30 protein-coding genes and 2 tRNA genes are annotated in these 26,486 nt (G+C 27.7%); 16 read left to right on the forward strand and 16 right to left on the reverse strand.

Annotated elements, in window-relative coordinates:
• Window positions 1–73 precede the first annotated feature (73 nt).
• Window positions 74–2,020, reverse strand: coding sequence for a S41 family peptidase (locus ACWXVP_RS01545; RefSeq protein ID WP_456012762.1), 1,947 nt, complete (start codon window positions 2,018–2,020; stop codon window positions 74–76).
• A gap of 544 nt (window positions 2,021–2,564) precedes the next feature.
• On the opposite strand from ACWXVP_RS01545, the gene infC reads away from it, so the two are divergent.
• The 4 genes from infC to ACWXVP_RS01565 all read left to right on the forward strand — a co-directional run bounded on the left by infC (window position 2,565) and on the right by ACWXVP_RS01565 (window position 5,266).
• Complete coding sequence (infC, locus tag ACWXVP_RS01550; RefSeq protein ID WP_438340916.1) at window positions 2,565–3,179, forward strand: translation initiation factor IF-3; 615 nt, start codon at window positions 2,565–2,567, stop codon at window positions 3,177–3,179.
• A gap of 10 nt (window positions 3,180–3,189) precedes the next feature.
• Window positions 3,190–3,369 (forward strand): 50S ribosomal protein L35, encoded by a 180-nt coding sequence (rpmI, locus tag ACWXVP_RS01555; RefSeq protein WP_438340570.1) that lies wholly within the window; start codon window positions 3,190–3,192, stop codon window positions 3,367–3,369.
• Between the two features lie 33 nt (window positions 3,370–3,402).
• A complete protein-coding gene (rplT, locus tag ACWXVP_RS01560) occupies window positions 3,403–3,762 on the forward strand; it encodes a 50S ribosomal protein L20 (protein ID WP_444704966.1) in 360 nt (119 codons plus the stop codon).
• Between the two features lie 103 nt (window positions 3,763–3,865).
• Complete coding sequence (locus tag ACWXVP_RS01565; protein ID WP_456002450.1) at window positions 3,866–5,266, forward strand: hypothetical protein; 1,401 nt, start codon at window positions 3,866–3,868, stop codon at window positions 5,264–5,266.
• Window positions 5,267–5,444: 178 nt separating this feature from the next.
• Here the strand turns inward: ACWXVP_RS01565 and ACWXVP_RS01570 are convergent, their stop codons facing one another.
• From ACWXVP_RS01570 to ACWXVP_RS01590, 5 genes are all read right to left on the reverse strand, one after another.
• Window positions 5,445–5,693, reverse strand: a complete 249-nt coding sequence (locus tag ACWXVP_RS01570) for a hypothetical protein (RefSeq protein ID WP_456012764.1) — start codon at window positions 5,691–5,693, stop codon at window positions 5,445–5,447.
• A 176-nt stretch (window positions 5,694–5,869) separates the two neighbouring features.
• Window positions 5,870–7,117: a hypothetical protein gene (locus ACWXVP_RS01575; protein WP_456012766.1), complete on the reverse strand. Its 1,248-nt coding sequence runs from the start codon at window positions 7,115–7,117 to the stop codon at window positions 5,870–5,872.
• Window positions 7,110–8,408 carry a hypothetical protein gene (locus ACWXVP_RS01580; RefSeq protein WP_456012768.1) on the reverse strand — a complete coding sequence of 433 codons (1,299 nt, stop codon included), beginning with the start codon at window positions 8,406–8,408 and terminating at the stop codon, window positions 7,110–7,112. The genes ACWXVP_RS01575 and ACWXVP_RS01580 overlap by 8 nt, the downstream gene beginning before the upstream one ends.
• Window positions 8,409–8,584: 176 nt before the next feature.
• The gene (locus ACWXVP_RS01585; RefSeq protein ID WP_438340575.1) at window positions 8,585–9,046 is read right to left on the reverse strand and encodes an RpiB/LacA/LacB family sugar-phosphate isomerase; all 462 of its coding nucleotides are present in this window, start codon (window positions 9,044–9,046) and stop codon (window positions 8,585–8,587) included.
• Between the two features lie 5 nt (window positions 9,047–9,051).
• Entirely contained in the window at window positions 9,052–9,519 is a 468-nt protein-coding gene (locus tag ACWXVP_RS01590; RefSeq protein WP_438340576.1) for a Sua5/YciO/YrdC/YwlC family protein, read from the reverse strand.
• A gap of 47 nt (window positions 9,520–9,566) precedes the next feature.
• Between ACWXVP_RS01590 and mutM the strand changes: the two genes are divergently transcribed.
• The 4 genes from mutM to ACWXVP_RS01610 all read left to right on the forward strand — a co-directional run bounded on the left by mutM (window position 9,567) and on the right by ACWXVP_RS01610 (window position 12,856).
• The gene (gene mutM, locus ACWXVP_RS01595; RefSeq protein ID WP_456012770.1) at window positions 9,567–10,391 is read left to right on the forward strand and encodes a DNA-formamidopyrimidine glycosylase; all 825 of its coding nucleotides are present in this window, start codon (window positions 9,567–9,569) and stop codon (window positions 10,389–10,391) included.
• 3 nt (window positions 10,392–10,394) lie between these two features.
• A complete protein-coding gene (locus ACWXVP_RS01600; RefSeq protein ID WP_438340578.1) occupies window positions 10,395–10,637 on the forward strand; it encodes a Smr/MutS family protein in 243 nt (80 codons plus the stop codon).
• 259 nt (window positions 10,638–10,896) lie between these two features.
• A complete protein-coding gene (locus tag ACWXVP_RS01605) occupies window positions 10,897–11,874 on the forward strand; it encodes a DHH family phosphoesterase (protein WP_456012771.1) in 978 nt (325 codons plus the stop codon).
• Window positions 11,861–12,856 carry a DHH family phosphoesterase gene (locus ACWXVP_RS01610; protein WP_438340580.1) on the forward strand — a complete coding sequence of 332 codons (996 nt, stop codon included), beginning with the start codon at window positions 11,861–11,863 and terminating at the stop codon, window positions 12,854–12,856. The genes ACWXVP_RS01605 and ACWXVP_RS01610 overlap by 14 nt, the downstream gene beginning before the upstream one ends.
• Window positions 12,857–13,001: 145 nt before the next feature.
• Here ACWXVP_RS01610 and ACWXVP_RS01615 read toward each other — a convergent pair whose 3' ends face one another.
• Together ACWXVP_RS01615 and ACWXVP_RS01620 are read right to left on the reverse strand one after the other, a co-directional pair.
• Entirely contained in the window at window positions 13,002–13,637 is a 636-nt protein-coding gene (locus ACWXVP_RS01615; protein ID WP_456012773.1) for a hypothetical protein, read from the reverse strand.
• A complete protein-coding gene (locus tag ACWXVP_RS01620) occupies window positions 13,637–14,641 on the reverse strand; it encodes a nicotinate phosphoribosyltransferase (protein WP_438340582.1) in 1,005 nt (334 codons plus the stop codon). Before ACWXVP_RS01620 ends, ACWXVP_RS01615 begins: the two co-directional genes overlap by 1 nt.
• 113 nt (window positions 14,642–14,754) lie before the next feature.
• Here ACWXVP_RS01620 and ACWXVP_RS01625 point away from each other — a divergent pair, with 113 nt between their 5' ends.
• Complete coding sequence (locus ACWXVP_RS01625) at window positions 14,755–15,165, forward strand: hypothetical protein (protein WP_456012775.1); 411 nt, start codon at window positions 14,755–14,757, stop codon at window positions 15,163–15,165.
• Window positions 15,166–15,218: 53 nt separating this feature from the next.
• Here the strand turns inward: ACWXVP_RS01625 and yidC are convergent, their stop codons facing one another.
• Genes yidC through rpmH form a run of 3 tightly spaced genes read right to left on the reverse strand, consistent with a single transcriptional unit; the run spans window position 15,219 to window position 17,764 of the window.
• Window positions 15,219–17,258 carry a membrane protein insertase YidC gene (yidC, locus tag ACWXVP_RS01630; RefSeq protein WP_456012777.1) on the reverse strand — a complete coding sequence of 680 codons (2,040 nt, stop codon included), beginning with the start codon at window positions 17,256–17,258 and terminating at the stop codon, window positions 15,219–15,221.
• Window positions 17,242–17,574, reverse strand: a complete 333-nt coding sequence (rnpA, locus tag ACWXVP_RS01635; RefSeq protein WP_438340585.1) for a ribonuclease P protein component — start codon at window positions 17,572–17,574, stop codon at window positions 17,242–17,244. Before rnpA ends, yidC begins: the two co-directional genes overlap by 17 nt.
• A gap of 43 nt (window positions 17,575–17,617) precedes the next feature.
• Window positions 17,618–17,764: a 50S ribosomal protein L34 gene (gene rpmH / locus ACWXVP_RS01640; protein ID WP_002881399.1), complete on the reverse strand. Its 147-nt coding sequence runs from the start codon at window positions 17,762–17,764 to the stop codon at window positions 17,618–17,620.
• A gap of 328 nt (window positions 17,765–18,092) precedes the next feature.
• On the opposite strand from rpmH, the gene dnaA reads away from it, so the two are divergent.
• From dnaA to ACWXVP_RS01655, 3 genes are read left to right on the forward strand one after another with little or no spacing between them, the layout of a single operon-like run.
• Window positions 18,093–19,454 carry a chromosomal replication initiator protein DnaA gene (gene dnaA, locus ACWXVP_RS01645; protein WP_438340586.1) on the forward strand — a complete coding sequence of 454 codons (1,362 nt, stop codon included), beginning with the start codon at window positions 18,093–18,095 and terminating at the stop codon, window positions 19,452–19,454.
• 21 nt (window positions 19,455–19,475) lie between these two features.
• Window positions 19,476–20,573 (forward strand): DNA polymerase III subunit beta, encoded by a 1,098-nt coding sequence (dnaN, locus tag ACWXVP_RS01650; protein ID WP_438340587.1) that lies wholly within the window; start codon window positions 19,476–19,478, stop codon window positions 20,571–20,573.
• Window positions 20,573–20,791 (forward strand): RNA-binding S4 domain-containing protein, encoded by a 219-nt coding sequence (locus ACWXVP_RS01655; RefSeq protein ID WP_438340588.1) that lies wholly within the window; start codon window positions 20,573–20,575, stop codon window positions 20,789–20,791. Before dnaN ends, ACWXVP_RS01655 begins: the two co-directional genes overlap by 1 nt.
• A 68-nt stretch (window positions 20,792–20,859) precedes the next feature.
• Here the strand turns inward: ACWXVP_RS01655 and ACWXVP_RS01660 are convergent, their stop codons facing one another.
• On the reverse strand, window positions 20,860–21,633 hold the full coding sequence (locus tag ACWXVP_RS01660) for an MAGa3780 family membrane protein (protein ID WP_438340589.1): 774 nt from the start codon (window positions 21,631–21,633) through the stop codon (window positions 20,860–20,862).
• A gap of 253 nt (window positions 21,634–21,886) precedes the next feature.
• Between ACWXVP_RS01660 and rpmB the strand changes: the two genes are divergently transcribed.
• From rpmB to rsmA, 4 genes are all read left to right on the forward strand, one after another.
• Window positions 21,887–22,084, forward strand: coding sequence for a 50S ribosomal protein L28 (rpmB, locus tag ACWXVP_RS01665; protein ID WP_438340590.1), 198 nt, complete (start codon window positions 21,887–21,889; stop codon window positions 22,082–22,084).
• 73 nt (window positions 22,085–22,157) lie between these two features.
• Window positions 22,158–22,856: a 5'-methylthioadenosine/S-adenosylhomocysteine nucleosidase family protein gene (locus tag ACWXVP_RS01670; RefSeq protein WP_456012779.1), complete on the forward strand. Its 699-nt coding sequence runs from the start codon at window positions 22,158–22,160 to the stop codon at window positions 22,854–22,856.
• A 6-nt stretch (window positions 22,857–22,862) separates the two neighbouring features.
• Entirely contained in the window at window positions 22,863–23,627 is a 765-nt protein-coding gene (locus ACWXVP_RS01675; protein ID WP_444704976.1) for a TatD family hydrolase, read from the forward strand.
• A 3-nt stretch (window positions 23,628–23,630) separates the two neighbouring features.
• Window positions 23,631–24,401 (forward strand): 16S rRNA (adenine(1518)-N(6)/adenine(1519)-N(6))-dimethyltransferase RsmA, encoded by a 771-nt coding sequence (rsmA, locus tag ACWXVP_RS01680; protein WP_456012781.1) that lies wholly within the window; start codon window positions 23,631–23,633, stop codon window positions 24,399–24,401.
• Between the two features lie 248 nt (window positions 24,402–24,649).
• On the opposite strand, the gene ACWXVP_RS01685 is transcribed toward rsmA, so the two are convergent.
• The 4 genes from ACWXVP_RS01685 to ACWXVP_RS01700 all read right to left on the reverse strand — a co-directional run.
• Entirely contained in the window at window positions 24,650–25,447 is a 798-nt protein-coding gene (locus tag ACWXVP_RS01685; protein ID WP_455994123.1) for a dimethylarginine dimethylaminohydrolase family protein, read from the reverse strand.
• A 120-nt stretch (window positions 25,448–25,567) separates the two neighbouring features.
• Window positions 25,568–25,644: transfer RNA gene (locus ACWXVP_RS01690), tRNA-Arg, on the reverse strand.
• Between the two features lie 6 nt (window positions 25,645–25,650).
• Window positions 25,651–25,725 (reverse strand) — tRNA-Cys (locus ACWXVP_RS01695).
• A 447-nt stretch (window positions 25,726–26,172) separates the two neighbouring features.
• Window positions 26,173–26,486 (reverse strand): hypothetical protein (locus ACWXVP_RS01700; RefSeq protein WP_456012783.1); only part of this gene is annotated, 314 nt, incomplete at its 5' end.

The raw sequence follows: 26,486 nt of genomic DNA on the forward strand, positions 1-26,486 counted from the left end.
TTTTCCTTCTTTACAATAATTTCTTCATTTTAAGAAAACACCGGAATTTTTTGGCCGATGTTATTAATTATTATTAATTTTGTTTTGAGTTAGCGCTTGTTAAAGCCTTGTCAATTGCCTCATCATTATAGAAGTCTTTGTATTCGATTGTAATGTCGGTCGGAACACCACTTTCTATTTCTTTGTTTTCTATTCCAAAAACAGCATTGTTTGGTCCACTCATAGTAATAGTTGTACCATCTGGCATTACGTTTGACATAATAGCTGACATACCACCACCAGATTTTTGACCAATAATTTTAGCAATACCCATTTCCTTAACAATACTTGCTAGTTGGTTTGCGGCGCTAAATGTAGTTACACCAACTAACAAGTTTCAATTGTATTTATCATAAGCATCATTTTCGTATTTGCCATCACCATCGGTGTCAACTTCTGATTTGCTTAAACTATTTGTTCTATTTAGAATATCTTGTTCGCGGTTTAAAATAGGTTTATCGGTCATAAAGCCTAAAGTTCTAACCATAGCAGAAACGCTACCACCACCATTTAAAGATAGATCTAATACAATATTTTTAATATTTTTCTTTTCCTTAACTTGTTTTATTAAATAACGCATTAGAAAGTATGTATCATATTTTCATGCATCATCTTTCGATATTTCATCCTTTGTTCCATCTTTGAATTCAAGAAGAGTTACAATGGCTGTATTGCCGTGGAATCTAATTAAATCCTTAGTTTCAACTTCGCTAACCTTCTTACCAAATTTTTTCTCAAATAGCCCACTTAACTCGGTTGCTACTTTTCGCTCATTCAACAATTTTTGTCCAAAGTCATTTCTTGTTAATGAGTCAAAAATATCGGCATTTCATTCTTTTTCACGATACGAAAAAGTATTTAGGCTTGTGTGTAAATCATTTAATTGTTTATGGAAGATATTTATATATGCTTTGTTATATATTTCTGGGTCAGTTGATAATAATTTTTCTTTATCTTCTTTTGAAATATAGTCTGCAAAAGATTTAATTTGTTTATATTCTCTTAGGCCATAAAAGTAGTCCATTGTAAATGATAAATGGTTGAAGTTTGCTTCTCTTTCTTCTTTTGTAGCCTTATTACCATTTAGATCATCATTCTTTCTTATTCTTTCTCTTAGCTCATTGCTTGCAGTTTCAAATGCATCAAGTCCATCACTTACATTTGTAAATGTTTTACCATTAAAGTAAATATTGTTTGATGTTGTACTCATGAATAAGGTATTGAATATTGAAAATGGAAGTAATACTTTATCATTACTATATAAGATATCCATATTGTATTTGCCCAGGTCAAAGTTGATAAGTTTGCCTTCATCACCTTTGATGCGCGATAATTCATATTCGGTTTTTAGGAATTGCTCACCATCGGTTAATTGTTGTGGTTTAAAAATTTCATAAAAGAAATTAGTGCTTGTTAATTGAATGGTGTTTTTGGCTCAGTCAATAATTAATTTATTTGATATTGTTCCATCTGGATTTTTTGTAAAATATGTTTTTGTATTTTTATCTTTTTCAACATATGAACTTAATTGATTTTGGTCAAATAAACCATCTAAAATCGATATAAACTGATCTAAGTCAATATAAGGTGTCTTAGACTTGTCATCTTTAATAAAAAATGCTTCAGCTTCATTTGTTTCTTTTACTGTGTATTCAGCATTATAGTTTTTAAAGTTATATTTTTTGGTTTCGAAAACTTTTTTATCATCATTTTGCGGAGTTACTTTTTCTAATTCACCCTTTAATTTTTTTATTTCTAAATCTTTTTTTGGAAGTTGTTCTTTAGCTCAATTTAGTTGATTGGTAGCTTTATCTTTTTCAACTTGTTCCTTTGAAAGTTGCTGTTCTTTTTTTATAAGTTCTTGGGTTAGTTTATCTTGTTCCCCCGATTGACAGCTTACTGATAGTATAGCAATAGGTGCTATGCCAACTATAGATAATGGTAAACTTGCTAGAAGTTTATATTTTCCTTGTTTTTTCATATTTTCCTTTCAATGTTGTATCTTTTTATCTAGTTTTATACTATCTAAAAACAATTTTATTACTTTTGGCTAAAAGCACAAAATTTATACTAAAAAACATAGAAAAGTTTTAGGTTCAAATAATTAATTAAATAGATAGCGCTTTATAGTTGCTGTTTTAAATGTTAAAAAATGATAAAATTTAGCAATTACCTTAAAGAAAAAAACTAGATTGTATTTTTGTTTTGAGTTTTAATTTGAAATTAACATTTTTTTTGTGAAATTAGAAACTTTTATTAAATCTTACAAAGAGAATTACCATCCGTTTTTGCTTATTTGATTAATAAAAACATGGAAATAATTTATTTTGTAAGACATTTTGAAAATGTTATTAATCTTAAAATGATTTTATGTTAAAATTATTGTGCTTTTAATAGCAATAAGTAGATTCATTTCTCACCTAAGTGATTTTTTGCTGGGTCGCTACAGATAAAGATTATTTAATATTTTTGTAGTTAATGAGAAGTGGTCTAAACCCACTTTTTATTTATTTAAGGAGGAAGTTATATATCAAGATAACTCAAACTTTGCAAATAGTCAAAGTAAAAAACCGAAATCAGAACACGTTGTAAATAATGACATACCTTATAAAAAAGTTTTTGTTTTAGGCCCTGATAATGAAAAAATAGGAGTTTTAACTAAAGAAGATGCTTTAGAAAAGGCTTCTGAATATAAGATGGATTTGGTTCTTATCTCAATTGAAAATAACAAACCTATTACTAGAATTATGGACTATGGTAAGTTTAAATATGATAAGAAGAAAAAACAAAAAGCAATTAAGGAAAAACAGTCAGTAACTATTAACCGCGAAATAAGATTAACCCCTTTAATTGGACAACATGACCTTGAAACAAAGGCACGCAAAGTGCGTGAATTTATTTTGGAGGGAAATCGTGTAAAAGTGTCGGTTAAATTTAGGGGTCGTGAGCGTAGCAGAACTGATTTGGGGCACGAAATTTTAGATAAGTTTTATGCGCTTGTCGAGGACATTGCAAAAGTATCAAAAGAGCCAACTTTAGTAAATGAACGTTTTTTAGATATGTATATCGAAAAAGATAAAAAGAAAGTTGAAGCCTTTAACAAAAAAAATAACGAACCTTCACAACCACAAGGAGAATAACATGCCAAAAATGAAAACCAAGAGCGGTTTAAAGAAGAGAATTAAAATAACTGCAACAGGTAAAGTTAAACGTGGAAATGCATATCGTTCACACTTAGCTCAAAACAAAACAACTAAGCAAAAACGTCAATCTCGTAAATCATCAACCTTATCAGCATCAGATTTTAAGAGATATAAAGAATTAATTTAATTTTTTAATAAATTATTTGGAAAGGAAAATATTATGCGTACAAGAGGCGGAGTAGTAACAAGAAGAAGACGTGTTAAATGATTAAAGCTTGCTAAGGGATACTGAGGACACAAATCTATTGGTTATAAAGTTGCTAAGCAAGCTGTTGTTAAATCATGAACATATGCATTTAGAGATAGAAAACAAGTTAAACGTGAATTCAGAAAATTATGAATTGCTCGTATTAACGCAGCAGCAAGAACAAATGGTATTACATATTCAAGACTAATCGAAGGATTAAATAAAGCAAATATAAATATCAATAGAAAAATGCTTTCAGAATTAGCAATTAACTATCCTGAATCATTTACTTCGATAGTGGAAACAGCCAAAAAAGCTCTATCATTAAAATAATTTTTAACAGCTTTAGTTAGCTGTTTTATTTTTTATGTATATTAATACATAATCATTTTATTTTTTAAAAAAGTGTTATTATTTTCTATTATATTGAGGACATATGAAAAAGACGTGCAAAATTAATAACCAAAGTCCAGAACAAAAGAATATAGATTTAGCTAAACAAAAACAACTTAAATCAGAAGAATATATAGCATTATCTAATGAGGAAAAAAAGCGAAAAAGTAAAAAGAATCCTTCAAAATTACCTTATGAAATAAATCCTTATGGAGTTAATTTCTTTAATGTATGGAAAAAGTTTCCTAAGAAAATGTTCTTTGTTTTTTGTTCAGCTATCTTATACAATATAGCTATCGCAACATTTTTAGCTAAGGCGGCAACGGTTGCAACTGGGGTTTCAGCTATAGTTCAAGCAATTACATTTACAGTTTCATCAACTGCACCATATTTTGCTTTTATTTATTTCTTTATGAATTTACCCTTAATAATTGCTTTTTGAAAGAAAAATTCACGATTATTTATGATTTTAACGACATACTGATTATTATGGCAAGTTGCGTTTCAATCGATATTATTAATTGGGCCAATTGGGCATTTCTTTAATAAAATTTCGATTTATTATATTAATTGAATTTCTCCAGTTGATTCCCGTTTTACAAATGAATTTAAATCATTAATTCCTTGGGAATCATATGGAACTTATCAAAATTCATATCGTCATTTGTTTCAATGAATTAATACAAATCCAACATCTCAAGATGGTCTATATTTATTAAGCATTAATAATTCTTTAGAGGCAGGCGTAATCAAAGAGTTAGGATATATACATCAAATTACCCAGTCTCAATTTAACCAATTAAATCATTTTAAAAATATTATTGAAAATGGCTACGCCAATCCAACATGGCCAATTATTGTTTATGCCGTTATTGGTGCTTGTATGGCTGGATCAGCAAGTGGTATTTCATGAAAAAATTCAGCTTCTACTGCTGGCGGAGATTTTATAATTTATTATATTTCTAGAGTTAAACAAAAATCAGTGGGTCATATTTCAACAATTGTTGCCTTGATTTTTGGAGCATTCTCAATTGTGACAATTAGCATTGTTGAGTTATTAGGAGTATCATCAGATAGACCATTTAATATTGCAGCACTAATTTTAAGAATTTTAAGTTTTTTTGCATATGTTTTTATTTACATTTCATTTATTGATCTCATTTTTCCTAAATATCGTAAGATTAGAATTGAAATATATACAAAAAACCCAGACAAGATTATTGACCGTCTTAAAATTATTAATTATTGACATGGTTATAATATAGATAAGCTTACTGCCGGTTATACAAATACTGAAACTGTTAGAATTGAAACTTTTGCACTTTATTTAGAGCAAAATATTATTAAAAATGAAATCCTGTTAGCAGACCCTGCAGCATGGATGACTGTATCCAGAGTCCATAATATTATTGGAAAATTTGACACTTCAAGAGTTGAATCTTAATAATATCAAGAAGGTGATATAATCCCGAGTTTGGATAAAAAAAGATAAAACACATTCCGAAAGGAGTGTGTTTTATTTGAGTTTTTCAGTTTTAAGATTAAAAAATCATAAATCCATTTTAAATTAAGATATATTTATGATTTTTTTTAATTTTTTAACTATATTTTTTATATGTATTTTATTTTTTTGCGACTACATCATACAAAATAGTGCTAGATTCAAGGCTATATTGATTGCCATGTGCTAAGTTAACTTCTTTTTTGCATAATTTAGTATTTCTTAATTTTTGTTTTAATCTTTTTATGGTTGATATTGAACGTTTTGCTTTTAAGGATAGTTGCTTATTTGTTAAATTAGAATATGTAGTTATAACATCTAATTTTTGTTTTCTATTTAACTGAAAATAGTTTAATTCTATTTCGCACATAATAAAATCACCTATAACATTTTACTATATATGTTAGGTGGCTCATTTTTGTTGCAATTTGATGATTTATTTGGCCAAAATAAAGACCATATTTGTTTTGAAAATTAGCATCCGCTTTATTAAAGTTAGGACAAACTCGTTTAAAATTATGGGTGCCAATTTTATTTGTTTGCTTGTTACTTTTTAATTAACATTTCTTTCTTTTTATGTTTAGATAAAAATATTTCCGAAACTGCAATTACAATACTTGTAACTAGTATTAATGCTGTAAACACGGTAAACGTAACAAAATAGTTGATTTGATATGTTATTAGAGTTAATAATAAAATAATTAAAGACGATGAAATAACTTTAAAAATTAATGTTCATATTGTATTTTTTTTAAATTTGTCTTCTTTAAAAAGCAAATATGTATTTGTGTAAAAAATGGCAATAAATAGTGAGAAAAATAGTTGTTGCATACCTATTATTACTAAATAAATTATGTTTTTAATGTAATTACTAATTGATATAAATAAAATAGGAATAACTATTAGAATTACAATATTCATAGCTAATAAAATTCATCTTAGTTTGATATCTTTATTTCTTATCACTAAAGAAATTAGGCTTCCAATCAGGCCAAAAGATCCGAATATAATATTTAATATAAATGATCATTCTTCTGCATTAAATGAAATAGCTTTAAAAAATTGAGACATTCCTGCTGTTCGTGGGAAAAGAAATATTCCAACAATTAGACTACATGCAATAGTGTAAACTCATTTTCATATGCTGTAATTTTTGTTGTGTTCAAGTTGTAAATTGTCTACATTATTTTTAATAGTTGGTGTTGTTTGCAATGGCTCCTTATTTAACTTTAATATGAAGTATAAAATCCCTGATGCTAAATAAGTTATCATATTCATAACAATTAATGACCAGAAAGGTAATTTAGTAAATAATACAAATGAAAACACTGACGCCAATAGAAAAGCCAGCGCAGTAGCGATAGTCGTTAAAACGTTGTAAGTTTTTATATCTTTATTGTTATTTGATAAATAATATAAAACTGACTTAAGGGCTATGAATCTAAATGAGTGTATGATATTTAATATAATGTTAGTTATTAATAAAAATATTGAAAAAGCCTGGAGTGAATTATTTTTTATGAAGAAAAAAGAGCTAATTAATATGACCATTAGCACACCTACGCTAATAAAGTCAGTTGCTATAAGTATATTTTTTAGTTTTAATTTTGAAGCAATTTTTTTATTTAGTAGATATGAAATAAAGACCGGTATTTGAATTAGTAAATATAAAAGGGAAACAAGCCAAAAACTACTTGTGAACTTATAGATATAAATTGCTGTTCCAAGTTTAAAAGCCTCAGATCCAATCATTGAAATAATTAAAGAACTGGCATATTTTGTTTTATTAATCATTGTTTAGTTCCTTGTATAAAACATAAATTATTTGAATCATATGAACAATGTTTATGATGTTGATTTTAACATTTATATCAGTTTCTAAATCCCCTGGAATGCTAATGATAAAATCAACGATTTCATTTTCTTGCTTGCAGGTTGCGGCTCATTCTTTGCTTAAGGAAATTTTATAGGGAATGCTATATTTGCTAAGTATAGACAAGATCTTTTTAGTTTTAATGTTATTTTGGTTATCTGAATTTACTAAAATGCCTTGATTTTCTCACTTGCTATCATTAGAGATTTTTAAATTAAAAATATATTCATTATTTACCTTTTTATTATTTTTAATTTGGTAATTGTTAATAAACCAGTTTAGTATAAAAGAATTAATTTTACTATTTTGATTTTGTTCGACAAAATTAAAGTTATTTATTGAGTAAGAACTTCTATTGCTATCTTGACAAGAGTAATCTGTCTTAAAAATTATATTTGTGCTTTTTAATTTGCTAAAATCCTTTGTTGCGTCAAATTCTTGGTATTCAGTAAAAAAATTTAAATAAAAGCTTTCTATTATTTTGCTATTGAAGTTTATATAGTCACTAATTTCTTTATCATTATTTATTTGTTTGAATATATGCTTTATCTTATTAAAAGTTTGCAACAAGTCGGGATCTTGAATTTCGAAGTCTTCATATTCATTTTTCCATCATAAAAATTCCTTATATTTATAGTAGATAAAAATAAGAGTTGAATTATTGATAAGGTTCATGATTAGGGTTTTATAATTGTTTAATTTGAAGTTATCTAGAAATGAGGTTAGATTATCAAGGTGATTTAAATCGCTTATTGTTGCAATGATTTTTTCCATCTTATCATTGTGTGGATAATACGATGACATAACATATGTAAGCATTAAGATTTTTCCAATAATCATAAAATCAGAATTTACAAAGTAAAGGTTGTTATCAATTTTGTTTAATCAATCAACATGAAGATATTCAAAAAGAATAAATTCAACCTTTCCAAATTCAAAATTTTCAATTGTTATAAGGTTATCATCTTCTCTTAGTAGCTTGAAGTCTCCAATTTTTGTAATATATCTAATAAATGCTCTTTTTGTTTCTAAATTTTCATTGTTAAAAAAACAAATATCAATGTCATTGGGATTGCGTTTAATAAGTTCATTTAGCTTTAAAACAGCAGACCCTTTGATAATAATTTTTATATCTGTACTATGCAATTCATTGAAATCATCAACATATTTAGAAATATAATTTATTTTTTCTTTAAGTTCTATTTTTTTCATTCTTAAACCCCATTTAAATTTTGATAAATTAAAATATTGTAATACTTTTTTTAGTATGCGTTTTATTTTTTAAAAAAAATTAATATTTTTTGTTAGTTTATGTTGCCTGGTCGATAAAATAAGATTAAAAATCAGGGCTATTTTTAGTCCTGATTTGTGCATTTTATACATTTAAATTATTCATCTTGGCCAAGTTCGCCTAGTTTACTAATTCTAATAAGATGTCTTCCGCCTTCAAATTCTGCATTTTCTCATGCATGAAACATGTTTAGAATTTCGTTATCTTTTAATAATCTTCCTCCCATACACAAGATATTTGAATTATTATGGGCTTTTGATAATCTCGCTTCTTCTTCATTTGTAACTCTAGCACATCTTATATCTTTAAACCGATTTAAAGCCATAGATATTCCAATTCCTGAGCCGCAAAAAGCAATAAGTTTTGTATTCTCTTTATTAAGGTCTCTTTTTGTTTCCTTTGCAAATTCTATTCCAACATCAGTATACGAGACTGGCAACAATGAACTTGTTGAACCAAAAAGTTCTACTTTGTATCCTTCTTTTTTTAGCTCGCTAGCGAGCTTAATCTTTGCTTCATGTCCAGCGTGATCACTAGTTATCTTTACAATTTTATCCATAAAATTTACTCCCTTAAAATTAAACCGTCTTCAACTCTAATTATTTGGCTAGGCTTTTGACTCATTTCTCCAAAGTTATAAACATTTGTTATTTCAGGAAAAAGAATTTTTGCATTTTCAATATTTTTGCATACTGGCCCATTTGATATATTGCAACTCGACATATATACTGGCCCATTTTTTTCAAGATATTCAAGTAGCAAGGGATGGTTTGGCATTCTAAAACCTTGGTCATTAACGATTAACGTTGTTGCACCTGGTCAATATTTTTTAGCATATTGCTCAGCTTGCGGATTTCATTGTTTAAACATTCGTGCCTGGTGGATAGAGGATACTAAAATAATTAGTTTTTTATTTCTATCTCTGCCTTTTATTTCATAAATTAAATCTTTAGTTTCATCGTTAACGGCGCCGCCGATCCCTAAAACGGTATCAGTTGTTGATATAAATAATTTTTTATATTTGTTTGTCATACTTTTATTATATTACATTATGTTATCTAAAAGTATATAATAGTAATATGCCTGAATTACCAGAAGTAAAAGTGGTTGTTAAAAACCTAAATGAAGTCATTTTGTATAAAAAAATTAAGCGCCTAGAAATTATTAAACCGCATCTTTTTAAGGAGTGTTCGTCTTCAACATATAAGAATAATTTACGGGGGCATGAGATAACTCGAGTCAAAAATAAGGGTAAGCATATTATTTTTCAATTCGAAACCAACTTAATTTTGCTATCTCATTTAAGAATGGAAGGAAAATATCGTTATTATCAAAAACCACATGAGAACCATAAACATTTAGTTGCTAAATTTGTATTTGAAGATAATAGCGAGCTCCATTATCTTGATAGCCGAATGTTTGGTACATTTTATTTGCGCGATAGTGAAACTTATGAAAAAAAATTACCTTTATCAAAAGTGGCACTCGAACCTAAAGATACTAACATTGAGGAACTTTTTGATAAATTGAAGGGTAGTGAAAGCTCTATTAAAACTAAGTTGCTGGATCAATCATATGTTGCAGGTTTTGGGAATATTTATATTGATGAGGCTTTATTTGCATGCGCTATACACCCGTTGAGTAAATCAAAAAATATCCCATTAGCTAAACTTAAAGAGATATTAGAAAAAGGCCAGGTTATTATGGATAAGAGCTACAAACTAGGGGGAACAACTATTCATACCTATGAAAGTTTTAATAACGAGATAGGTTCTTATCAAGATTATTTAATGATTCACAGCGATAGAATAAAGTCATGTCTAAAATGCCAAAATAAAACTATAAAAATTAAGGTCAATGGGCGCGGAACTTACCTTTGTCCAAATTGTCAAAAGGAGTATTAAAATATGAATCTATATTCATTAGAGATTGATTTACACGGTTTAACTAGTGATGAAGCATCTATTAATGTTTTGAACGCCTTATTTACTTTAGACCAAAATGAATTTATGGAATATGTAGATATTATTGTTGGCAATGGCACCAAAACCCTTCAATTTGCTATTTCAAACCTATTAGAAGATGAAAAATATGATTATGAATTTTTGAATTCTAATCATTCAGTTATTAGGGCATATAAAAAGAATTAATTTTATAAAATAGTATGAATAAATGTTGACTAAAAAGATATTAGATTCAAATAGTAATATTAGAATTTAGATTTTTTTACGCTTTAAATTTATTTATTTTTTTATCAACATGGCAACCTAGTTGAATTAGGCTAAACCTTGATAATTATTTAGTTATCATAAAATGGTTGATTATTTTTATTATGTTTTATAATTTAATAATAAATAAAATAATCAATTAAATTTTTAAATAATTAATTTTTAATTACTAGGAGAAAAAATGGCAAAGAATACTTGAGAAATTGCTAAACAAGCAATTGAATCTCATGATAATATTTTCATATTTCATCATATAAGACCTGACGGTGATTGTTTGGGTTCACAGTTTGGTTTGAGAGAATTGATAAAAACTAATTACCCAGAAAAAAAAGTGTTTGTTTTTGGTGATAATATTGGTACATTTCCATTCTTTGAATGAGATTTTGATAAATTTGAGGATGTACCAAAAGAAAATTTCAAAAACTCATTAGGCATTGTTGTTGATGCTAACTCATCAAATAGGATTCAATTTGCGCAATACATTCTTGATAAAAACTTTACTCATTTATTAAGAATTGACCATCATCCTGTTAATCCAGATATTGAATATGACTATACGTGGGAAGATCCAACATTTGCAGCAGCAGCTGAGCAAGTTGCTTATATTGCGATGATGTCCAACTGAAAAGTTACTGATAAGGCAGCAAAATATACTTATTTAGGTATTAATACAGATTCTGGAAGATTTCAATATGAATATGTTCAAAAAAGAACATTTGATGTTATGTCTTATTTACATGAGGGCAATAATTTTAGAGTATGGGATGTTAATTTTGATCTTGCTAAAAGGGATGAAAGAAAAGTTAGATTTTCTGCATATGTTTTATTAAATTATAAGAGTGATGGAAAGGTTTTATATTTTCATGTAACTAAGAAGATTCAGGAAAAATTTAATTTAAATGATAATGAAGCTAATGATGTTGGCATTTTAGCAAACATCGGAGATTGCAAAATTTGAGTATTATTTATCGATCTTCCCGACGGCAATATTAGAGCTAGAGTTAGATCAAACGGTATATGAATTAATCACATTTGTGAAAAATACCAACCTGGCGGTGGCCATGAAGTTGCTGCTGGAGCAACATGTCATTCTAGACGTGAAATGAAATCTCTAATTGAGGACTTAAAGGCTGAGGTTTTAAAAAATGATCAAAATTAGTTCTGAAAGATTAGAAATATTTAAAAAAATTGAAGATAAAATTAAAAAATACCAAAATATTGTAATCTTTCATCATATAAGACCTGACGGCGACTGTTTAGGTTCGCAATTTGGTATGAAGCATTTAATTCAAGAAAATTTTCCTAATAAAAATGTTTATACTATCGGTGATTCCAAAGGAATTTATTCATACCTTGATTTTTCAATGGATAAATTGGAATTTAAGAAACTTGAAAATTCGTTAGCTATTATTGTTGATGCTAATTTTAAAGAAAGATTAGAGTGCCGTGAATATTTAGATAATAATCTGTTTGATGATGTTATTAGAATTGATCATCATCCTAATGATGACGACTTAAATGCTTCGTTGGTTTGAGTTGATAAGTACTCTCCTGCAGCGGCACAACAGGTTGCCGAAATTGCATATGGATTAAATTGAAAAGTTAATGCACAAGCAGCAACATATTTATATTTAGGAATTTATACAGATTCAGTTAGACTTACAACTAACCTAACTGATGATAAGACAATGTTTTTAGTTGCTTGATTATGATCTCATAACGCTAATAAAGATTTACTACATGAAAATATGGCCAAAAAAACATTAGAGGATATTAAAATAAACGCTTTTGTTCAACAAAATATGAATATAAAAAATGGCGTTGTATCATTTTACTTTACCTTAAAGGATCAGAAGAAACTTGGAATTTATGACCCATTAAAAGCAAATCGACCTTTTTTGCTTTCCTCAATTGATGATAACAAGGCATGAGTATTTTTTACGCAAGAAAAGGAAAATCAAATTAGATGTGAATTTAGATCGAATGGTGCCTGCGTAAGAAACGTAGCTGTTAAGTGGGGTGGTGGTGGTCATCATCGCGCGTCGGGTGCTCAAATTAGCGACGCATCATTAATCCCCCAAATAGTAGCCGATTTGGAACATGAAATAACCATTTCTGAAAATTATGATAAAAATAATTAACCAATAATTTACTTTATTTTACAAAAAAAGCCAAGGCTCAAATCGTTATATATGATTCGGGTCTTTTTTTGTTTTAACATAGCATTAATTATAAAAAAACTGACCAATTATAATGGTCAGTAATGTTGTTTATAAATTTTTAATTTTATTTAATAAAATATTTGTTATAAATGTAATCATCGGCAATGTGATATATTTTTCTTATATATTCAAAGTAGATTTTATACTTTTTATGGTCGCCTTTTCAAATAAATTTTTTATTAATTGTCTTTGAAAACTCAATTACAAGATATAGGTCAAAAAAACCATATTTTTTTATACCATCAATAATCATTTGTTCAATAAGCATTCTTACTTTTGGATGATTTATATCAATGTCTTTTTTATAATGTTTTTGTTCAATTAAAACAAAGGCACCAAAGTAGATGTTTAGACTTGATATTTCTTTATGATATTCTTCTAAAAATAAGTTGTGGGTGTTTTTTTCTTCTTCATCTAGCTCTACGCCCTCAAATATTTTATTGACATCAATTGCGTTTTTTGCGTATTTGTTTTCTGAAGCAATAATTAGAAATATTTTTATTATTATTATGATAAATAAAATAAGTGAAATTGAGCCAAAGATATATGATGCTATAGTTCCTCCCCTGCCTATAGAACCAAAAACATGAGATGCAACTAAAAACAAAATAATTCCTATTGCTAAAAAAAGAAAAATAACTAAGTAGCCAATAAAATTAAAGATATTATCTTTTATTTTTTTCTTGTGATTTTCTTCCATTAAATAATTTCCCCTCTATAAGTTTTAAGTTTGTTATTTTTTAGATATCCTCTTCCCTCTTTTGCGATATATTTATCATTTAACTTAGTTGCGTCGGCACTAAAATTTATTCATACTTTCAATAATGATGCTCCAACGCCGTATGTATCTACCGGTGTATTTTCATCCTCAAATTCTTTAATTCTTTTAGCATTAAATCCTGATGAAACAGTTATTTTAACATGTTTTCCATTGTTATTATCTAGAGCTTCTCTTAATCTCTTTACTTGATTTTGGGTAACACCATATTCTGCTTCTCCCTCAATAAACATTTTGTCAATTAATGCTTTCGAGGTGTCAATTCTTACTGCCTTGAGTTTTTTGCCAAATTCTTTTAAGCAGGCAAGTGAGTCTGAAATAACATCATTATGAAAATCAACAAGAGCATAAAGGTCATCGTTTGGAAATGTTTTATGGTAAGCCTTAATTGCCTTAACAATATCTCCTTCAAACATTTGAATTAAGGCATGCGGCATACTGCCAAACGTATGCTTTAGGTCGTAATTGGATGATGCAAGAGTAGAATGGTTATATATTCCACCAACTTTAAGAGCATACGCATCATTTAGCTGGTTTATATAATGATCTGATCTATCAGCCATGCTTACAACATTTTTTCCATTAGCTGCCTTAATAACATTGTGTGCATTTGTGGCAATTGAAGTTTGCCGGGCAAGAATGCCATCTATAATGCCTTCTCAAATGCCAAAATCATAGTAATGTCCTTCTAGTTCAAGTACGACTTCTCTATTATGTATTATTGACCCTTCTTCAAGATATCTTATTGTGTATTTAGACGTATCAGTGTTTTTACACAACAATTTAATGACCTCATTTATCCCACATAATTTTACATTATTGTGACGTTGAAAAAACTGTAGTGTTACTGTTTCGTTTTTGCGGTATTTCTGTGAAATTTTTTTGGTCTTAAGAAAATATATCGAGATATAGTCTTTTAGTTTCATTATACCTTCTTTATTTATAAAATGAATTACATTTTTTGGTTAGCAAAATAAAAATTAATATTAAAATTATATATTATATTGTGATTAGGTAGAATAACTTTAGGAGTTATGTTATGGAACAAATTGATAAATCTGAGAATAATTATGTTGGCAAATTGTATAAGATGCAGTCATGAGCTAGCATTTGTTTTATTGTTTTTTTGTGTGCATTTATTAGCATTTTATTGGCTATATACCTGAATGGCAATGAAAATAATTATGGAAAATGAACGTCTAATCCGGTTTATATTGTAATAATAATTTTATTTATTTTTAGTATAGTTTTCGTTATTAGTTCATCTATTTTAGGATTGAAATATGCTAAAAAAAACAATAATGCAAGACTACATATTTATTTCTTATTATCTGCAATATTTATTATTCCCCTTTTGTCGTTATATTGTATGATAGTTTCTGCTATTAAAATGTATGATTTGCATCAAAAAATAAAAAAAGAAAAGCATGGAAACAAATTAAAAAAATAGACTATAAAAATAACGAGCTTTCTTAAAAAAAGCTCGCTATTTTTATATTTAAATTATTTGAATAGGAAAGGTTGCAATTTATTTTTATATCATCTTGTTTTTTGAATGTAATGAACAGCAACGTGTTGAAGAATTGTAAATATACCACCTATTATTCAGTATATTTGCAAACCAGCACTAAAAAATATCCCTATAAAAGCAAATATAATTGGAATTAGAAATGCCTTTTTATTTGATTTTTTTATTGCAGCCCGTTGATAGGCGTCAGCTTGAAGTGATTTCTTCTTCTTTAGTTTAAGAATTTTAGGCATAAATTGAGCTATTAATTGAACTGCAATTGACAGAACAACAATCGGTAAATATTGGAGCTCACCAATTTTAAATATTCTATAAATTGAAGTAGCTGAAAGCTGTATTGTATATAATGTGGATTGTTTAATTTCTGGAGAAGTTGAAATTATTCTAAATACAACAATTAATATTGGGAGGGTTATAAATGATGAGACAAGTTGTGAGAGCGGTGAAATTTTTTCTTTTTTGTATAATTCACTAATTTCCATTTGCTTACGTTGGTTCATTTGTTTATCGCCCTTGTAAGCATCATATTTAGCTTCAATCTTTGCTTTCTTTTGGTTTAATTCTTCCATCTTACTTGCGCTAAATATTGTTTTAGTTGTAAGGAAGAAAGTGATAATTCTAACAAAAATAACTGTGATAACCAACGCCAGTACCACGCTTCATCCAGTAGTTCCTAACGGTCTAATTATGGAGTTCATAAACTGAGCAACTGGATACACAAAGAAGCCATAAAAAGGACCTTGTTCCCAGTGCTCTTTATAGGTAGTTATTGGCTTGTTGGGTACAAATGCATCTGAGGCCATTAATTTAAATTTTCAGGCATCAGGAGCATAATTTCCTGCATCATTGATTGAGGAAAAGTTAAATACGCTGATTTCCCTACCGATTTTTTTATCATTTACCTTAAATAATGATTCATTTAGAGAGGTTAATGAAGCATAGTTTTTCATAACAGATGAAACCGAAAGAAAGATTTTATTTAATTCTTTACCTTCTTCTTCGCTAATTCCCTTTGCGGGACCTATTGAATTTTTATAACTAAGAATGAAATCGTTCCATTCGCTAATTAAACTATATTTATCTAACGCTCTTAATTGAGAAATACTTTTTCCTGATTTTTTAGAGATTGCCTTGGCGAAATCAGATCTATTATTATCTTGGTCTACTCAAATCTTAAATGTTTCTGCTAATAATGTTGTGTATATATCCGCTAAAAAAACGTTATAAACATTTGAACCATTTACACCAGTTAATTCAACTCTTGAGAGGTTTAAATCTTTAACGTGTGAATAGTCAGTGACAAATTCTGTTCTTGTTTCATTTGAACCGGGAACCTTAACTTTTTTCTCATATGTTTCAAAAACAATTGAGTTAGGTAGGTAAATATCGGTTAATTTACTTACAGGGGTATATGCTTTTGTTTTTCCTTCACCTTTACTATTACCAAAATTAAGATAAATGTTGTTTAAACCATTACCATAGATAACACCTCTATGTCCATCTTCGTTTTTTATTTCGATGTTAGAGATATTTTGTCAATCATCTGGCTTGTTTGATAAAGCGGCATTGTCATTTTTTGGCTTTTGTAATTGCAATGCAAATGATGTACCACCATATATACCATATTGTCCACCGGTTTGAGCATCTTGTTTTCTTAACTGATTAATCTGTTCGTGATCTTCTAGGCCAAGATAAGTATTTGCAACTATACCGGTTTCTGTATTGATGTTTGGAACATAGAATTCATTGCGATCTTTATTCCATCTTAGTGTTGCGATGTTTGGTGAAACATAGTCGTTCTTTGTATATATTTCTTGTCCTGAACCAACTTTAGTTCCCGATTTTGTTGCAATTGATTGCACGCAACCTACTAGGCCGATAGAAATAATGATGAATATTAGAACAACCCTAATTCATTTTCAAACTTTTTTTCAGACAGCCTTTGGTTGCTTATCAATAGGAGATTGGTTAATCCGAAAAGAATCATAGTGCTTAGAACTACTTCTTTTTGCCATCGGTTATCCTTTCATAGATTTTGTGAATAGCTTTGTTTTTTTCCTCTCAATTGAGATGGAGAAAATTTTTTCTTGCTATTATAACGGTGTCGTAATTAATTTGACTTATGTCCATTTTTCTTAGAATCGATCTGATCTGATTGCGGTAGTGATTTCTTTCAACAGCATTAGCAAACTGCTTTGGAATTGAAATTCCGCATCTGAAAAATTGCGACTTAGTAAAATAAACAATTAAATTTCGTGAAATGACTTGATTATGTCCATTAAGAATTTTTTGAAATTCTCAATTTTTTTTAACAGTATTTTTTTTATTCATAATGCAAAATTATTAATTTAAAGTTAAAACAAAAAGCATCAAATTATTTTTCATCTGATACAGTTAATTTATGTCTTCCCTTTGCACGTCTTGCTGCAAGAACTTTACGGCCATTTTTTGTTTGCATTCTAGCCATAAAACCATGCACCTTAATATGTTTACGTTTTTTAGGTTGGTATGTTCTTTTCATTTTTCTCTCCTTTTCAAAAATATTTATTATGTAAAAATACTTATATTATTTTACCAAAAAAGCAAAAATCCCCCTTGCATTTTATTAATTATTAATTAATAATTTACTTTAGTGTTATTTTATGTCTTTTAGCTAACCTCTAATAAAAGTTTTTAACAAACTACTCATTTAAGTATCTTTATTTGTTGATAATTTATTTTATTATTTTTTTCAACTTAATTTAAGAAAGAAAAATAATAATAGAACTGTTAATAAAATGTATGTAAATACATTATGTTTAATTAAAAAAAATAGTTTTGCATCAATTTAAAATATAATTTATATTTATATGAAATACCAAGAAGCTCAATTGAATCTAAATGTAGAGAATAAAATACTTCAAAATGAACTTAAAAATAACTCTAGCGATGAAATGGTTTATGAAACTTTTTTTTCTCGTCTTCAACTAATTAGTACCGATGAAAATAATGCTTATATTTTAGCACCAACATATATTATTGATTATGTTAAACAAACATATCTTCAAACTATTCAACGAGCAGTAATTAATACACTAGAAAAAAAATTAGTAGTTGTTTTGATTTCATCTATAAATGAAATAAAAAAGATCATTGATAATGAGGAAGCTCATAAGTTTATTAATTCTGAAAAGATAACTAATGTTAAAAATGATTTAACGTTTAGCAATTATTTTATTGGCAACTTTAACAAGATAACTTTTAAGGCGGTTAAACAAATTTGTAATGAATATAACGATAGTTTTAATCCCTTGTTCATTTATTCGAGTAGCGGGTTAGGCAAGACACATTTATTACATGCTATTGGCAATGAATTTAAGAAGAAAAATAAAACATGTTTATACATCAATCCGGACAATCTAACCCGGAAGTTAGTGGAACAACTTAAATCAAGAAATCAAGAGCAAATTAATAAAATTGTTGACGAACTGACTTCTTATGATTGTTTAATGTTTGATGATGTCCAACAATACGGTAATAAAGAAAGTACCTTAAATGTTTTATTTAATATTATTAACACAATGAAGACACAAAAAAATCAAATTATTTTTTGTGCTGATAAGCAACCGAACCAACTTGGCGGCTTTGAGCAAAGATTCCTGACAAGATTTGAGGGCGGGCTAATAACTGAAATTAATGATTTAAGTGTTGAGGATGTTATTAGCATTTTAAAATTTAAACTTAAAGAGAATGATGTAAACCCTGATTTATGAGAAGAGGAATCATTTAGATATATAGCAAGAAATTTTTCTTCATCAATTAGAGCGCTTGAAGGAGCAATAAGTCGCATAAAATTATTTGCTGATGGTGATGATTTCTTTACATATGATTTAAGGACAATTCAAAATATATTTAAAAATGTCACAAAAGCTGCTGAAACAATAACCCCTGAAAAAATTATTGAAACAGTAAGCAAATACTATGGCATTGATAAAAAGAAAATATCTAGCCCAACAAGAGTTAAAGAAGTTGTGATGCCTCGAAAAATAGTTATTTATTTATTGAAACATAATTTTGATTTTACTTTGAAGGAAATAGGTAAGATTGTCGGGGATCAAGCACACTCTACTGTTATTGCTTCTTTGAACTGAGTTGATGCTAATTTACAAAGTAATTCTGCTATAAAAACTGCTATTGAAAAAATTCAAAATACATTAAAAAAAGTAATATAACAATTTAAGGAGTAAGAGTTCATGGAATTAAAGATTAATAAACTTTTATTAGATGCTGCTATCGAAAGGGTGGCAAAAGCAATAGATGCCAATCCTTTTATGCCAGAATTAAAAGGCATATTACTTAGTGCTGAAGGAAATAAAATTACATTAATTGGATCAAACGGATCAATCAGCATTAAACACGACATAAATGTATCGCTTGATGCTGAAATTATTCTTCCTGGCAAAATTCTTGTTGATCTTTCATTATTTAGAAACATAGTCAAAAAATTAGATAACGATATTATTTTGAAATCAAAGGAAAATACTCTTGAATTAATCACTGAAAACGAACGTTTTTCAATAAATTTATATAATCTTTTTGAATATCCAGTTATTGATTTTTCTGTTTATGGTGACCAAGTTAAAATTAGTTGACAAAAACTTAAAAATATGGTAAAAAATGTTTCTGTTTCAGCTTCGACACTTGAAACAAATATTATTTTATGTTGTATCAATATATCTGCTCAAAATAACCAGTTTAAATTAGTTGCAACCGACAAATACCGTTATGCTGAAGAAATTGCTGAGATTGCTGATGATGTTAATTTTAATATATCAATACTTGCTAAGAATTTAAAAGATGTTTTGAATTTTGATTATAGTGGTGATGTTATTTTGAATATTTCAGATCAAAAAATATTATTTGAGTTAGACGGAACAGTGATCGAATCAAAAGTCGTTGACCAAGTTTATATTGACGTATCTAGAATTATTCCGAAATCATTTGCTTATGAATTGATTATTACTAAAAAGGAGCTAAATAGTTTATTAAACAAGGCATCGGTTATTATTTCAGAAAATTATAATAAGATTAGATTACATATTAATGACAATATTTTAACAATATCATCCACACGTGATGAGATAGCTAATGCCGAGATTAAAACACAAAAATTTAGCTATAATGATAGCGAGCTTAAATTAGCGTTGAATTCAAAATTTTTAAAAGATGCTATTCAAAGTTTTGATGATGAGATAAAGTTATCATTCACTGCTGATAAGATGCGAATTGTTATAACATCACAATCAAATCCTAAACTTTATCATTTAATTACACCGCAAAGAGGTTTTTAATGAAAATTGAAATTTACGGAAGTGAAATTAAATTAGGTCAATTTCTCAAAAAAATAAACCTTTGTCGCACCGGCGGAATGGCTAAAATATTTTTGTCATTTCACAAAGTAAAAATAAACGATAGAATCCCTAAAGGCCGGAATGCTACTATTAGAGTAGGCGACACAGTTTGAATTGATGATCAAATCTATTTAATAAGAGAAGCGATTAATGAATAACATCCTAATAAGTATCCAAAATTAAAAACCAACGGAAGTTGGTTTTTAAAAATTTAATTAAATAATTTCTACTTATTTTCAGAAATATTTATGCATTTTGATTGTTGAAGATTTTTATTTTTGCGGCTTATGTATTTAATTCTATATACTGCCTTTCAAAAAGCACATAGAGCAATTGGAATAACAAATCCTAAAGCAAAAATTAATATATCTAAAACAATAATTATTCCTTTATTATTCCCTTTATAAAAGAAAGGATTTTTAAAATCTAGAAATGTATAAATAATAACACCATGATTTTCCTTAATTTTATTAAATGTTGCAAAGTACAAGATAAATGCAAACATGAAGTATCCAAACAAAATTAGCATTGCTGTTAAAATTGTTTTAAAAGTTATTTTTATTTGTTTTTTAATTAGAAACAAACCAATAAAACCAAGGGTAGGATTAATTGCATGAGTTGTTAGGGATTTGATTGCATTAACTCAGTTTTCTCATGTTTCCCTTCGATATGAAATTAAGGTTCAATAAATTAAAAAAGTAACTGTAATTAATACAACAGAGATAAAAAACATTTGTTTTGCTTTTTCATTTTCTGGTTTTAGTGCCACTGAAATTAAGGTTGCAGCTAATAAAAAGTTTGATAAATAGGTAAAATAAAATAATGATGAAAAACGTTTAAAAACTAAATATAAAGTTGGTATTTCATTGTCAAAATTGTCCTTTTCTTTGTATGAAAGAATATTAAGGATCAAAAAACCTAGTGATGTTAATCCCACAAAAATGCCAAAAATTAAGTTAATAGTATTGTTTTTGCTAAGTTTATTTTTTGCTTCTAGCATATAATATACCTCCATAATTAACTGTGTAAAATTATAATAAAATAAAATTTTCATATTACTTAAAAAAATAATTATTAACTTTAAAGTGTTGTTAAAGTAATATTGTAAAATAAGCGTCTCTAAAAATGGCAAAAACAGGTAATTTAGTTTATTTAATTTATTTTCTAAATGTGAATATGAACAAAAATTAAAAAAAAAATTAATTTAATATAAAATATTAAAGATACTGTTTTACAAAATTAAGGAGATAATAATGCCAGGAAGAGATCAATTAACAGGTCAAAAACCATTGAGTGGAAACAAGAGATCACATGCTTTGAATACCTCAAAAAGAACATTTGACCTTAACTTGCAAAAAGTAACTGTTTTAACTGAAAATGGCACAAAGAAAACTGTTAGAGTAACAGCAAAAAATGCTAGAACTTTAAAAAAATACGGTTTAGTGGCTTAATTCATACGTATAATAAGTTCTTGGAATTCCCAAGAATTTTTTATTATAAATTACTATATTATAAGGAAATAAAATGAAAAAAATTAACCTATTTGTTGTAGCTGAAAAAGGTGAGATAGACATTCTAAATAATATTTTCTTTTTGGAAGATAATTTATTTGAAAATGAGAATACAAGCTTACATTTGTGCTTATCAAATTATTCAAAAAAAGAATTTGCATTATTGTATTGCGGTGTTGGTAAGGTTAATTCCTCATTTAGCTTAACACAAAGCATTGCTAAGTTAAAAGAAAAAGATTATCAGGTTGAAAAGATTGTTAATATTGGGCCGGCGGGTTGCATTTTAGATGTTAATGTTGGCGATGCTTTTATCATTGAAAATTCATATTATTTTGATGTTGATCTGACTAAATTACCGAATTACAAGCTAGGACAATTACCTAATAATCAATACAAGTTTATGACAAATTCCATTTTATCTAAGGAAGTTAATAGCATTTTAGGTCTAAAAAACACTGATTTATTGTCTGCTGATAAGTTTTTTTCTAAAAATGATATTGAAAAAATTAAGGATAATTTTGAAAATATTGGGATCTTAGATATGGAGGCTTGTGCTTTAATACACTGCGCTAATTTATTAGGAATAGGAATTGCTGTTATAAAGGTAGTGTCAGACTTCTTGCATAAAAATGAAAATTTTTATATTACTAAAAAAAGTGTATGAAAAGAGAAAATATTTTTAATTTTTAAACAATTATTGGAGGAGTTATAAAATAAAATGAAATACGTAGACGTCCATACTCATCCTTTTAAGGAATATTATGATGAACCATATAGTGTTATTTTAGATTGAAAGAAGCAAGATATGGAAAAGCTTTTTATTGTAGGAACTTCGAAAAACGATTCAGTTGAAGTTATTAATTTATGCAAAAAAGATAAAGAATTTTTACACCCAATTATTGGGATTCATCCTACTGAAGCAGTTGGAAGTAGCGATGGCAATTTTATTGAGTCTATCATCAATGATGATGTTATTGCTATTGGTGAAATTGGACTTGATTATCATTATGATAATTCTCCAAGTAAAGAAATTCAGAAGGAAAGTTTTATTTCACAATTAAATGTAGCTAGAAAACATGGCATTTCTGCAATGCTTCATGTTCGTGATGCCTTAGATGATGCTTTTGAAATAATTAAGAATTCTGAATTTAATGATATAAATATTATTTTTCATTCCTTTAGTGGGGATCTTGATTTTGTTAAGAAAACATTGCCTTATAAAAATATATATTATTCAATTTCTGGCGTAGTAACATTTAAAAATGCAAGAGCTTTACAAGAAGCTGTTATTAATATTCCTATTGATAGAATTTTGTGTGAAACAGATACACCATATTTAGCGCCAACACCGATGCGTGGTAAACCAAATATTAGTCCATATGTCAAATATACATACCAATTTATTGCCAATCTTAAGGGTATAGATGAGGAGTTACTTGTAAAGCAGGTAAGACTAAATGTTAGAAAGGTTTTTGGTATATAGAAAATGCAAATAAGGGCTAAAAAAAGTTTTGGGCAAAATTTTTTAATTAATAAAAAAATTCAACAAAAAATCGTTGAATCAGCTGACGTGGAAAATGAAAACGTTATTGAAATTGGGCCCGGTTTTGGAGCGATTACAAATTTGTTGATTGATAAGGTAAAAAGTCTTGAAGCATATGAATTAGATAAAGATTTATATGATATATGAATTAACAAGGAAGTACCAAAAAATATTAAGTTTTTAAATAAAGATTTTTTAGATGCTGATTTGGTCTCAAAATTTAAAAAAGTCGTTGTCGGTAATATTCCTTATAATATTACATCTCCCATTATATTTAAATTAATTGATAATTATAAATATGTTAAACATGCTGTTATAATGGTGCAAAAAGAAGTGGGGGATAGATTAATTGCAAAGCCTAATTCAAAAACCTATTCTAAATTAAGTGTTGCGCTTCAAAGTATTGCTAATGTTTCAAAGGTTATTGTTGCAAAATCTTCTGATTTTAATCCCAGTCCAAAAGTTGATTCGATGGTTGTAAGAATTGATTTTGCTGATAATATAGATTTTGAATTATCGCCCTTTTTAGATTTTTTAAAATTATGTTTTCAATTTAAGAGGAAAACATTAGTTAATAATTTGATATTAAAATATAATAAAAGCACTGTTTTATTAATATTAAAGAGATTGAATATTCATCCAATGTCTAGACCTGAAAATATTGGTGTAAATGACTATAAAAAGCTCTTTTTTGAGTTTTTAAATTATTTTTAATCAAAGTTATTAATAAAAAAAATATATGCTTTATAATTAAATTATATTTCATAAAAAAAATATATTAGCATGCAACCCACAAGCATGCTTTTATTTTTATTTTAATACATTTTGATCACTTTATTTAATATAAAGAAGTACCTATTAAACATATAAATTATGTTTTGATATATATGTAGCAATAATTTTTATTGCTTTATTTTATATTTAAAACATTAAGAAACTGGGTTTGAACCCAGTTTAGTGTTTTAAAATCTTAACGATAAGCAGCTTAGTCCGCCATCTAATTTTTTATATTCAGATGTATCACAAGTAATAACCCTGTAAATTCCTAAATCTTGAATTGCTTTTAGAGTATGTGGATATCCTTCTGGTACAATCACTGTCTCATTAACTCAAATGCAATTAGCAGCATATGCTTCGCTTTTATCAACAATAATTTGATTAAATTCTTTAAATGTTGGGTAGTGTATAAATTCCCCAGAAATTAACAGATTATTATGTTCTAGATAATTAACGCCAGTCTTTAGATGTAGCATTTCTGTCATAGGAACTGGAATGCATTTTTTTCCTACACTAGCTAAAATATTATGAAATTGTCGAATGCCTTCGCGGTTTGTTCTATCAGACATACCAACATAATAAGTATCTTTAACCATCATAACATCACCACCATCAAGCGTTCCAGGGGCTTCGATTTTAAAAATGTGGTCTTTGTCAAAGAATTTTTCTAGATATGTCAGCATTTCATGTTTTTCGCCATTACGTGATGCTGCACCAGGATTAGATAATATTGCAATTTCTCCTGTAACAATTACAGCTGTATCTTCAACAAAGCATGAGTCAGGAAAATCTTCATTTTTTGGACAAATGGTAACATTTACGCCGCAGCTTTTTAAAGCATCAATATATTTTTCGTGTTGAATTAGAGCTAGACTATAAATTGGCTTCCCTAATTCAGGAGCCGATGTTATTCCCATTGTCATTGAAGAAGCTGGTGTTTTAACTATAACATTTTTAAATTTATCTTTCATTTGATCTTTCATTTTTTAAGTACTCCTAAAATTAAGTAGTTGTGAATTAATTGTATTTTATTCACAATTTAATTTTATCTAATGAAATAAATAAAAAAACGCATTCGCGTTTTTTTGGTCATTTTATTGAAATGGCGCGCCCGGCAGGAGTCGAACCCGCAACCTCTTGGGCCGTAACCAAACACTCTATCCAATTGAGCTACGGGCGCATTAAATGGAGCCACCAACCGGATTCGAACCGGTAATCAAGGTGTTGCAGACCTATGCCTTGGCCATTTGGCTATGGTGGCAACACTATATATTGCTTTATAATTATAAACTTTTTATTATTTTTTTTAACAATATTTGTAAATTCATTAATTAGCGTGAAAAATGAGCCACCGATATTTTGAATTTGTTTAATTATACATTTTGCATAATTTCTAATAAAAAAATAGCTCTACTTTAGGAATAGAATAATTTATTATAAAATTACAATTTTATTTATATCTCTTCTTATTTTTTTATAAATCTTCATTAATTGATCGCATTAAATCTATTTCTCTTTGTGAAATAAGACCAGTTTTAACAAAAGATTCTAAAATTTCTGTTTTTTTTAGATAACATTTGATTGCACTAATATCTAGCTTCTTGATGTTTCACAATTTTTTTTAACCACCGATATTTCAAGAGGAAGCTTTTTACTATATGCTTTTTTCTCATACATTTGAATATCATTTTCATTTAATTCAAAAGCTTTAAATCTTTTGTTGTTTATTTGAAAATAGTATTGTTGATCTGCGCCGATCATAAAAGTTGCATCATTTTTTGATGTGACTTTTATTTTTTAATATTACAATTCCATTAAAAATTTGTCTTTTAATTGGCAAATCAAAATAAGCTTCAAGAGTTGCACTGTTTGGTTTTCTAAATTCATTTTTTTCAGAATCGGTAATTGATTTTCTTGTTTTTATATCATTAAGCATTGCAATAATTTCGTGTCTATATTTATTAGCGTCTTGGTTTGTTTTAATATTTCTATCTTTTAAAAATATTGGAATTCTATTATGTG

The sequence above is a fragment of the Mycoplasma sp. 1781 genome (genome assembly GCF_053851675.1).